Source organism: Streptomyces sp. NPDC127092 (genome assembly GCF_042722475.1).
Classification (GTDB): Bacteria; Actinomycetota; Actinomycetes; order Streptomycetales; family Streptomycetaceae; genus Streptomyces.
On record NZ_JBHXFE010000058.1, the window covers coordinates 42,556 to 52,981 of the forward strand.

At 73.4% G+C, this 10,426-nt stretch carries 10 protein-coding genes; 5 read left to right on the top strand and 5 right to left on the bottom strand.

The window, feature by feature from the left end:
- Positions 1 to 21 precede the first annotated feature (21 nt).
- A complete protein-coding gene (locus tag ACFWJO_RS33740; RefSeq protein WP_386871408.1) occupies positions 22 to 1,128 on the top strand; it encodes a hypothetical protein in 1,107 nt (368 codons plus the stop codon).
- A complete protein-coding gene (locus ACFWJO_RS33745; protein WP_386871409.1) occupies positions 1,125 to 2,453 on the top strand; it encodes an MFS transporter in 1,329 nt (442 codons plus the stop codon). The genes ACFWJO_RS33740 and ACFWJO_RS33745 overlap by 4 nt, the downstream gene beginning before the upstream one ends.
- Here ACFWJO_RS33745 and ACFWJO_RS33750 read toward each other — a convergent pair.
- The 4 genes from ACFWJO_RS33750 to ACFWJO_RS33765 all read right to left on the bottom strand — a co-directional run bounded on the left by ACFWJO_RS33750 (position 2,415) and on the right by ACFWJO_RS33765 (position 6,578).
- Positions 2,415 to 3,260, bottom strand: coding sequence for a spermidine synthase (locus ACFWJO_RS33750; RefSeq protein ID WP_386871411.1), 846 nt, complete (start codon positions 3,258 to 3,260; stop codon positions 2,415 to 2,417). The genes ACFWJO_RS33745 and ACFWJO_RS33750 overlap by 39 nt on opposite strands.
- A gap of 4 nt (positions 3,261 to 3,264) precedes the next feature.
- Positions 3,265 to 4,122 carry a patatin-like phospholipase family protein gene (locus tag ACFWJO_RS33755; protein ID WP_386871413.1) on the bottom strand — a complete coding sequence of 286 codons (858 nt, stop codon included), beginning with the start codon at positions 4,120 to 4,122 and terminating at the stop codon, positions 3,265 to 3,267.
- A gap of 138 nt (positions 4,123 to 4,260) precedes the next feature.
- Positions 4,261 to 5,439 carry an elongation factor Tu gene (gene tuf, locus ACFWJO_RS33760; RefSeq protein WP_386871415.1) on the bottom strand — a complete coding sequence of 393 codons (1,179 nt, stop codon included), beginning with the start codon at positions 5,437 to 5,439 and terminating at the stop codon, positions 4,261 to 4,263.
- 416 nt (positions 5,440 to 5,855) lie between these two features.
- On the bottom strand, positions 5,856 to 6,578 hold the full coding sequence (locus tag ACFWJO_RS33765; protein WP_386871417.1) for a DNA alkylation repair protein: 723 nt from the start codon (positions 6,576 to 6,578) through the stop codon (positions 5,856 to 5,858).
- Positions 6,579 to 6,720: 142 nt separating this feature from the next.
- Between ACFWJO_RS33765 and ACFWJO_RS33770 the strand changes: the two genes are divergently transcribed.
- On the top strand, positions 6,721 to 7,467 hold the full coding sequence (locus ACFWJO_RS33770) for a TVP38/TMEM64 family protein (RefSeq protein ID WP_386871419.1): 747 nt from the start codon (positions 6,721 to 6,723) through the stop codon (positions 7,465 to 7,467).
- Between the two features lie 37 nt (positions 7,468 to 7,504).
- Here the strand turns inward: ACFWJO_RS33770 and ACFWJO_RS33775 are convergent, their stop codons facing one another.
- Positions 7,505 to 8,674, bottom strand: a complete 1,170-nt coding sequence (locus tag ACFWJO_RS33775) for a thiolase family protein (RefSeq protein ID WP_386871421.1) — start codon at positions 8,672 to 8,674, stop codon at positions 7,505 to 7,507.
- Between the two features lie 162 nt (positions 8,675 to 8,836).
- Here ACFWJO_RS33775 and ACFWJO_RS33780 point away from each other — a divergent pair, with 162 nt between their 5' ends.
- Positions 8,837 to 9,298 carry a winged helix-turn-helix transcriptional regulator gene (locus ACFWJO_RS33780; RefSeq protein ID WP_386871423.1) on the top strand — a complete coding sequence of 154 codons (462 nt, stop codon included), beginning with the start codon at positions 8,837 to 8,839 and terminating at the stop codon, positions 9,296 to 9,298.
- 209 nt (positions 9,299 to 9,507) lie between these two features.
- Entirely contained in the window at positions 9,508 to 10,383 is an 876-nt protein-coding gene (locus ACFWJO_RS33785) for an undecaprenyl-diphosphate phosphatase (RefSeq protein WP_386871425.1), read from the top strand.
- The last annotated feature ends 43 nt before the right edge of the window (positions 10,384 to 10,426 follow it).

Sequence of the window (10,426 nt, forward strand, 5' to 3'; positions counted from 1 at the left end):
ACACCTCTATCGTTACGGCCCATGTGGCCAGGACAGCAGCCGCCCGGGGGCGAGCAGAACCCGCAGGACCAGAGTCAGAACCCGTACGCGCAGCCGGGACCGCAGCCCGGCGCACAGCCCGGTGCACAGCCGGGCTACGGACAGCCCAACCCGTACCAGCAGCCGACCGTGCCGCAGCCCGCGTACGGACAGCCCAACCCGTACCAGCAGCAGCCGGGCGCGCAGCCCGGCTACGGACAGCAGAACCCGTACCAGCAGCCGACCGTGCCGCAGTACGCGGTGCCGGGCCCGGTGCAGCCGGGCGGCGGTGACGGCGGCAAGAAGAAGCAGACGACCGTGGTGGCGATCGTCGCCGCCGTCGCCGTGCTCGCGGCCGCAGGCGTCACCGGCTACCTCGTCCTCGGCAAGGACGACGACAAGAAGAACGAGGCCGACGACCCGAAGCCGACGCAGTCGGCGAGCGTGAAGCCGGGGACCTCGTCGACCCCGCCGCTCGACAACCCGCGCGACGGCGCCGCCCAGCAGCCGACGATCCCCGGCTGGAAGGTCGTCTTCAACCCGAAGTACGGCACCCTCTTCGACGTACCGCCGGACTGGGAGCTCTCCAAGCCCGGTGTCGTCACCTACTTCGAGGACGAGAAGAAGGGCGACGGCTCCCCCGTCGTCACCATGTCCGCGCCGGCGCACCTCAAGAGCAACTGGTGCGCGCTGGACACGGACAAGAACGGCACCGAGGAGACCTGGGGCCTCAGCACCGCCGGCACGAAGGGCGGCCAGGGCGCCAAGGACACCGCGGAGGCGGCGTACAACGAGGCCGGCAACTGGGTGTGGGCGGGCTACGCCCAGCACATGCCCAAGGGCACCATCAAGATCACCAAGGCCGTGCCGTACACCACCACGTCCGGCCTGCAGGGCAGCATGGCGACCGCCGTCGCCCCCGGCATCAAGAAGCGCAACAAGTGCGAGTCGGACGGCAAGTCCGTCGCCTTCTCCTTCAAGAACGCCAAGGGTGACTTCTCCTCCTTCGTGCTGTACGCGGCCGACGGAGTGAAGGACGAGCTGTCGGACGAGACCATCAAGAAGATCGTCTCCACCGTGCGCCTCGCTCCCGAGTCCGCGGGATCGTGATCCGCCTTCGCACTCCCGGCTGGGCGGGCCGGAACTACCTGCTGCTGACCGCCGCCGCGATCGTCACCAACCTGGGCACCCACGGTGCCCTGATCGCGGCGGCGTTCGCCGTCATCCAGTCCGGCGGCGACGGCGGCGACGTGGGCCTGGTGGCGATGGCCCGCACGCTGCCGCTCGTGCTCTTCCTGCTCGTCGGCGGCGCGATCGCCGACCGGGTGCCCCGGCACCGGGTGATGGTCGCCGCCAACGCCCTCAACTGCGCCTCGCAGGCCGTGTTCGCGGTGCTCGTCCTCACCGGCGAGGCCCGGCTGTGGCACATGATGCTGCTGACCGCGCTGTGCGGCACCGGACAGGCGTTCTTCAACCCGGCCGCCGAGGGCATGCTGATGTCCAGCGTGGACGGCGAACAGGCCGGCCGCGCCTTCGCCCTCTTCCGCATGGCGATGAACGGCGCGGGCATCGGCGGCGCCGCGCTCGGCGGCGCGCTGATCGCCGCCTTCGGCCCGGGCTGGGTGCTCGCGATCGACGCCGCGGCCTTCGCGGTGGCGGGCGCGCTGCGCGCCTTCCTCGACGTCCGGCACGTACCCGAACGGGCTCCGGGCGGCGGGCTGCTGGCCGATCTGCGCGAGGGCTGGGACGAGTTCGTCGGCCGGCCCTGGCTCTGGTCGATCGTCGCCCAGTTCGCCGTCGTGGTGGCGCTGGTCGGCGCGGCCGAGTCGGTGTACGGGCCGCTGGTCGCCCGGGACGAACTGGGCGGCGCCCGGCCGTGGGGACTCGCGCTCGCCGCGTTCGGGGTGGGCACGCTGTGCGGCGCGGTGCTGATGGCACGCTGGAAGCCGCGCCGGATGCTGCTCGTGGGCACGCTGTGCGTCTTCCCCATCGCGCTGCCCTCGGCGGCGCTCGCGGTGCCGCTCGACGTGGTGGGGCTCTCGACGGCGATGTTCGTGAGCGGCGTCGCGATCGAGGTCTTCGGCGTGTCCTGGATGACGACGCTGCACCAGGAGATCCCCGAGGAGAAGCTCTCGCGGGTCTCGGCGTACGACTGGTTCGGCTCGACGGCGATGCTGCCGCTGTCCACGGCGCTGGCCGGCCCGGCGGAGAGCGTGTTCGGCCGGAGCAACGCGCTGTGGGGCTCGGCGACGCTGATCGTGGTGGTCACGGCGCTGGTGCTGCTCGTGCCGGACGTACGGAACCTGACGCGCCGTACGAAACCGGTGTCGGGAGCGGTGCCGGCCCCCGGCGCGACGGGCGGAGGCGCGGCGGAGCCGGCCGGTGCGGCGGCCGCCTCAGCCGATGCCGAAGGCGCCGTCCGGGGGCACCGGTGACGGGACGGCGTCCGCGTCGCGCACGGGGCGCGCGTCGCCGGTGAACCGGTCGACGGCCTCGCCCCACTCCACCCGCGCCGGGAACGGGTCCGCGGCCGTACGGCGGGCGAGGCCCGCGGTGTCGATCTCCCGGTCGGAGGCGACCAGGACCGCGTTGCCGAAGCGGCGCCCGCGCAGCACGGCCGGTTCGGCGATCAGCGCGAGCTCGGGGAACACGGCCGCGAGGGTGGCGAGCTGCGAGCGCAGGAACGCGAACGGCGCTCCGTCGGCGAGGTTCGCCGCGTAGGTGCCGCCCGGGCGCAGCACGCGCCGCGCCTGCCGGGCGTACTCGACGGAGGTGAGGTGCGCGGGCACCCGCGAGCCGCCGAACACGTCGGCGATCAGCAGGTCCGCGGAGTCGTCCGGCGCGGCCTCCAGCCATGCGCGGGCGTCCGCGCCGTGCACGGTGATGCCGGAGTCCGCCGGCAGCGGCAGGTGTTCGGCGACGAGCGCGAGCAGGCCGCGGTCGGCCTCGGCGACCTGCTGCCGGGAGCCGGGACGGGTGGCCGCGACGTACCGGGGCAGGGTGAGCGCCCCGCCGCCCAGGTGGACGGCGTCGAGCGGGGCGCCTTCGTCCGCGAGGAGGTCGACGAGGTGCGCGAGGCGCCGGGCGTACTCGAACTCCAGGTGCGCCGGGTCGTCGAGGTCCACGTACGACTGCGGGGCGCCGTCGACGGTGAGCAGCCAGCCCCGCTCGGTGTCCACGTCGGGCATGAGCCTGGCGGTGCCCTGGTCGACGTCGCGGATGACGGGAATCTGCTCGTTCACGTCCTCATTGTGCCCACAGGGCGGTGACGGCCCGCGCATGGGTCGCGGCCTGGGCCCGCCCGGCGCGGGCGGCGGGGCCGCGGCGGGCCGGGTCGAGGGGATTGCGGCCGAAGGCCTTCCTGGACGCGGCGTCGGGCGTGATGACCTCGACCCGCGCGCCGGCGGCGGCGAGCGCGGCGCCCTGCTGGGCGGGCGACTGCAGCACCTTGCTGCCCGAGGCGCTGGGCGCGACGACGACGACGCGCTCATAGCCGGCGGCGAGGTGGGCGTTGGCCGTCGAGTGCAGTCCGCCGTCGATCCACCGGCGCCCCGCGAGGTCCACCACGGGCCAGACGCCCGGAACGGCGCAGCTGGCGGTGACGGCGTCGAGGAGCGGGACGCCGGCGTCCTTGTCGAAGGCGGTGAGTTCACCGCTTGCGGCGTCCACGGCGGTGATCAGCAGCCGCCGCCCGGGCCACTCGGCGGCGTCCCCGAGCCGTCCCGCCACGACCGCCCGGCGCACGGCGGGGTCGACGGTGCGGGCCGCGCCCGCGAGCCGGCCGAGCCTGCGCCCGTACTCCTCGGGCGTACGCGAGCCCAGCACGGCGAGGGCGTACCTGAGGATCTGACCGGGTCCGAGCCGGGCGGAGAGCTCGCCGTCGGGCGGCGTCGACTGGCTCTCGTAGAGGGCGCCGAGCGGGAAGGCCCCGGAGGCGAGCTGTGCTCCGACGACGGCTCCGGCGGAGCTGCCGACCACCAGGTCGGCCTCCGTGAGATCCACCCCGCTCTCGGCGAGCCCCCACAGAATCCCGACTTCCCACCCCGCGCCGGTCAGCCCACCCGCGCCCAGTACCAGTGCCGTACGCCTCGCCGTGTCGGTCATGATCCGAGTGTGGCGGACGGGGGCGGGAGGCCGCGCGGCGGGGCCCGGAAGGCTTGCTTCCGGGCCCCGCGGGTGCCGGGACTCGCGGGCGGCGGCGGGTGCCAGCGGGCCCCGCGGGTGACGGCGGGTGACGGCGGGTCAGAAGACCTCCGTCACCGTTCCCGCGCCGACCGTGCGGCCGCCCTCCCGGACGGCGAAGCTCAGCCCGGGCTCCAAGGGGAGCGCGCGGCCCAGTTCGACGGTCATCGTGACCGTGTCGCCGGGGCGGGCCACGGCGGTGTCGCCGAGGTCGACGGCGCCGACGACGTCCGCGGTGCGGAGGTAGAACTGCGGGCGGTAGCCGGTGGCGACGGGCGTCGAGCGGCCGCCCTCGCGGGCGGACAGCACGTACACCCGCGCCGTGAACCGGCTGCGCGGCACGACGCTGCCCGGCTCGGCCACGACGTGGCCGCGGCGGACCGCACCGCGCGGGACTCCGCGCAGCAGGAGGGCCACGTTGTCCCCGGCCTGGGCCGACTCCATCGGCCTGCCGAAGGTCTCGACCCCGGTGACGACCGTCTCGGTCTCCGCGCCGAGCACCGCCACGCGGTCGCCGACGCGGACGGTGCCGCGCTCGACAGCACCGGTGACGACCGTCCCGCGGCCGGTGATGGTGAGCACGCTCTCCACCGGCATCAGGAACGGCGCCTCCACGTACCGCACCGGCACGGGCACGTACGTGTCGACCGCGTCGAGCAGCGCCTCCACGGACGCCGTCCAGCGCGGGTCGCCCTCCAGGGCGCGCAGCCCGGAGACCCGGACTACGGGCACGGCGTCGCCGCCGTAGCCGTGGGCGGTGAGCAGCTCCCGTACCTCCAGCTCGACCAGGTCGGTCAGTTCGTCGTCGGCGCCGTCCGCCTTGTTGAGGGCGACGACGATGTGGTCGACGCCGACCTGACGGGCGAGCAGGACGTGCTCGGCGGTCTGCGGCATGATCCCGTCGAGCGCCGAGACGACGAGGATCGCCCCGTCGAGCTGCGCCGCGCCCGTCACCATGTTCTTGATGTAGTCGGCGTGTCCGGGCATGTCGACGTGGGCGTAGTGACGGGTGTCCGTCTCGTACTCCACGTGCGCGGCGTTGATGGTGATGCCCCGCCGGGCCTCCTCCGGCGCCCGGTCGATCCGGTCGAAGGGCACGTAGGTGGTCGGGCCGCCGGTGCCGCGCTCGCTGAGGACCTTGGTGATGGCGGCGGTGAGGGTGGTCTTGCCGTGGTCGACGTGGCCCATGGTGCCGATGTTGAGGTGCGGCTTGGTGCGTGCGTATGCCTGCTTGGGCATGGCTGAATCGCTCGTTTCGGTGCTCGAAGCGTGAGTGGGGACCCCGGGGCCGAACCGACCCTCCCCCTGTGGGGTCCGCCGGACGGTCCGGGGAGAGTCAGCTTCGGTCGCCGCCGAGCGTGGCGAGGGCCGCGAGAACTGCGGGAGCCGTGAGGACGGCAGCCTTCGGCGCGTCCGCGACTGCGGACGGCGCTGTGGGGAAGGCGTGCCGGAACATGCCTCCGATGATGGCCGCTCGCCCGCGTCGAGTCGACCGAATTTCAGGGCGCCGGCGGCCACTTCGGGCAGCGACGGCCACTTCGGGCAGTGGGGGCTGCTTCGGGCGGGCGGACGGTTCGGACGGCGGCGGTCGGTTCGCGGCGGCCGCTCCGGGCGGGCGGACGGCCCCAGCGGTCCCTAGAGGGTGTCCGGTGCCGTCACACGGGCTCCAGGTTCTTCAGCGCCTCGCGCACCGAGAGCGGGGACAGGCGTGAGGAGTTCTGCGCGACGAAGGCGCGGACCTCGGACGGAGCCGTCTTCGCGTACTCGCGCAGGCTCCAGCCGATGGCCTTGCGGATGAAGAAGTCGGGATGGCCGGAACGGAGCAGGCAGTAGGAGAAGAGGCGGTCGGCGTCGGTGCGGGACTTGAAGCGGAGCTGGTGGAGGAGGGCGGTGCGGGCGACCCACAGGTCGTCGTCGGCGATCCACTCGTCCATGCGCGCCGCGAGCTCCGGGTCGGCCGCGACCAGGCCGCCGACGACGTGGGCGGCGAGGTGGTCGACGGTGTCCCACCAGGAGACGGTGGTGACCAGCGTGCGGGCCACCGGCAGGAAGGCCGAGGAGCAGCGCTTCACGTGGCGGCGCAGGTAGTCGACCGCGAAGTAGTGGTACTCGCGCTCGGGGAGCCCGAAGCAGCGCAGGGCGACGGCCGTGCAGTCGGCCTCGTCGGGCGCGGGCAGTCCCGCCAGGACCGTACGGGAGAGGGCACGGCGCTCGGGCGTGCGCACTCCGAGGAAGGGCGCGACGCCCTTCATGTACGCGATCATCTCCTGCGCGCGGAACGGGTCCCCGGCCGCCGGATAGGTCTCTGTGAGACGGCCGAGCACCGTGTCCGCGAGGGCGCTGTCGGGGACGACGGCGGGAGCGGGGGGTGTGCTCATCGCCTCACTGTACGAGCGGCCGGCGGGGCACACCTCACGGCCGGGTACAGGCGGCCGGCGGGGCACACCTCACGGCCGGGTACGGGCGGGCCCCGCGACGCACTGACGGCGATCACACGTCTGTGTCGGTTACTCTCCCCGGGTGTTCGAGCCCGTGTCCGTCCGCCGCTCCCGCGCGCTGCTCCCGCCCCGGGCCCGGCTGGCCTGCCTCGCCCTGATCCTGCTGGCCGCAGGAGCGTCGGTGCTGCTCTTCGAGCCGCAGCGGCTGCTCGCGGCGGGCTGGCCGCCGCAGCTGAGCGGTCCCGGCGCCGTGCTCGTCTTCGGCCTCGCGTACGGCGTGTGCACGGCGGCCCTGGTGCCGCGGCCGATCCTCAACCTGGCGGCGGGCGCGCTGTTCGGCGCGCAGGCCGGCTTCGCCGCGTCGCTGGGCGGCACGGTCCTGGGTGCGGGCCTCTCGTTCGCGCTGGGCCGGGCGCTCGGCCAGGAGGCGCTGCGGCCGTACGTGCGGGGCCGCTGGCTCGAGGCGGCGGACGGCCAGCTGAGCCGGCACGGTTTCCGCTCGATGCTGGCCATCCGGCTCTTTCCCGGCATGCCGTTCGCGGTGGCCAACTACGCGGCCGCCGTCTCCCGGATGCGGTACTTGCCGTTCCTGCTGGCCACCGGCCTCGGCTCCGTACCGAACACGGCGGCGTACGTGATCGCCGGCAGCCAGGCCACCTCGCCGACCTCTCCCGCCTTCCTGATCTCGACGGGCTTCATCGTCCTGTCGGCCGCCGTCGCGGCGGTCGTCGGCTGGCGCAAGCGGCACCGCATCGCGGCACGCGCGGAAGTCCGGGAGACGGTCGCGGCGGAGACCGGGGAGCCGGCCGGGGCGGGTACCGCCTCCTAGCGCCTCCGCCCTGGCGGAACGGCCGGGCCTCCGGCCCCTACAGCGCCTCCACGATCATCGCGTTCGCCAGTCCGCCCGCCTCGCACATCGCCTGCAGTCCGTAGCGGGCTCCGCGTGCCCGCAGGGCGTGGACCAGCGTCGTGGTCAGGCGGGTGCCGCTGGCACCGAGCGGGTGGCCGAGGGCGATCGCGCCGCCGTGGACGTTGACCTTCGCCGGGTCGGCGCCGGTCTCCTGCTGCCAGGCGAGGACGACGCTCGCGAAGGCCTCGTTGATCTCGAAGAGGTCGATGTCGTCGAGGGTGAGACCCGCGCGCCGCAGCACCTTCTCCGTGGCCGGGATGACGCCGGTGAGCATGAGCAGCGGGTCGGAGCCGGTGACGGCGAAGGAATGGAGCCGTGCGAGCGGGCGCAGCCCGAGGGCCCGCGCGGTGTCCGCGGCCATGACGAGGACGGCGGAGGCGCCGTCGTTGACCGGGCTGCTGTTGCCGGCGGTGACCGACCAGTCGATCTGCGGGAAGCGCTCGGCGAAGCCGGGGTCCTCGAAGGCGGGCCGCAGCCCGGCCAGGATCTCCGGTGTGGTCGCGGGTCGCACCGACTCGTCGCGGCGCACGTCGCCGTACGGGACGACCTCGTCGTCGAAGAGTCCGGCCGCCCAGCTGCGCGCGGCCCTGGCGTGCGAGGCGGCCGAGAACTCGTCCATGGCCTCGCGCCCGATGCCCCACTTCGCGGCGATGAGTTCGGCGCTGATGCCCTGCGGGACCAGGCCCTCGGGGTAGCGGGCGGCGACGCCGGGACCGAAGGGGTCGGCGCCGGGCGGCACGTTGGACCACATGGGCACGCGGCTCATGGACTCGACGCCGCAGGCGACGGCGATGTCGTACGCGCCCGACAGCACGCCCTGCGCGGCGAAGTGCACGGCCTGCTGCGAGGACCCGCACTGCCGGTCGACGGTGGTGGCGGGCACGGTCTCGGGCAGACCGGCGCCCAGCCAGGCGTACCGGGTGGTGTTCATGGCCTGTTCGCCGACCTGGTCGACGGTGCCGCCGATGACGTCGTCGACGAGGGCGGGATCGATGCCGGTCCGTTCGATCAGGGCGCGCAGGGTGTGGGACAGGAGGGCGACGGGGTGGACGTCGGCGAGCGCTCCGCCGGGCTTTCCCTTCCCTATGGGCGTACGGACTGCTTCGACGATGACGGCGTCACGCATGACACGACTCCTGGAGGCCGCAGGGGGACTGATCGGAGAGCTGGAGAGCGAGGGAGCAAGGAAGCGGGAGAGTTGGAAAACCGAACCAACACCTGTCGGTAACATAGCCCAGTAAGTTGGATTTTCAAACCCTTGCTCCCCCGGCTGCTTTAGTCTTGGCTCATGAAGGCCGCCGCCCGCCCCTGCTCCATCGCCGACACCCTCGCTCTCGTCGGCGAGAAGTACTCGCTCCTCGTGCTGCGCGAGGTCTCGCTCGGCGTCCACCGCTTCGACCGGATCGCCCGCAACACCGGCGCGCCGCGCGACATCCTCACCGCCCGGCTCAAGCGGCTCGTCGAGGCCGGGATCCTGGAGAAGGTCGCGTACAGCGAGCGGCCCCTCCGCTACGAGTACCGGGCCACACCGGCCGGCGAGGAGCTCGGTCCGGTCCTCGTGACCCTCATGGCCTGGGGCGACCGCCACCTCAACGAGAAGGACCGGCCCGTCGTGCTCGAACACAGCTGCGGCGAGACCCTCACCCCGCGCGTCGTCTGCGCCCACTGCGGCGAGCGGGCCGACCGCGCGAGCCTGACGACACACGTACGCGCGCAGGGCTGGACGACGACGGGCCCCGTGGAGGACTGAGCCCGGGCCGCACGGAGGGACCGAGTACGGGGCCGCGCGGACGACCGGGGACGGGCCGCGCGGACGACCGCGGACCGGCCACACGGAGCGCCGGGACCGGCCGGTGCCGGCCCCGGCGCCCGCCCTGCGAACTGGCGTGTCATCTGGGGACGGTACGCTGCGCACCGACCTTATGACCGCACACGTACATTCGGGACGGCCCTGGCTCCATGAGTTGGTTCGAAGCATTCATCCTCGGACTCGTCCAGGGGCTGACGGAGTTCCTTCCCATCTCCTCCAGCGCGCATCTGCGGCTCACCGCCGCGTTCGCCGGCTGGGAGGACCCGGGCGCCGCGTTCACCGCCATCACCCAGATCGGCACCGAGGCCGCCGTCCTGATCTACTTCCGCAAGGACATCGCGCGGATCGTCTCGGCCTGGTTCCGGTCCCTCTTCGACAAGGCGATGCGCTCCGACCACGACGCCCAGATGGGCTGGCTGGTCATCGTGGGCTCGATCCCCATCGGTGTCCTCGGCGTCACGCTCAAGGACCAGATCGAGGGCCCGTTCCGTGATCTGCGGCTGACCGCCACCATGCTCATCGTCATGGGCGTCGTGCTCGGCGTCGCCGACCGGCTCGCGGCGCGCGACGAGCTCGGCGGCAGGCACCGCGCGGTGCGCGAGCGCAAGTCGCTCAAGGAGCTCGGCGTGCGGGACGGCCTGATCTTCGGCGCCTGCCAGGCGATGGCCCTGATCCCGGGCGTCTCCCGGTCCGGCGCCACGATCTCCGGCGGTCTGCTCATGGGATACACCCGCGAGGCGGCCGCCCGGTACTCCTTCCTGCTCGCCATCCCGGCGGTGCTCGCCTCCGGGATGTTCGAGCTGAAGGACGCGACCGAGGGCGGCCACGTCTCGTGGGGGCCGACGATCTTCGCGACGGTCATCGCCTTCGGCGTCGGCTACGCGGTGATCGCCTGGTTCATGAAGTTCATCACCACCAAGTCCTTCATGCCGTTCGTGATCTACCGGATCCTGCTCGGCATCCTGCTGATCCTGCTGGTCTCGGCCGGTGTGCTGAGCCCGCACGCGGGCGAGTCCGCCGGCTGACGGAGGACACGGAGAGAGCGTGGTGCCCGCGACCGGCCGGCAC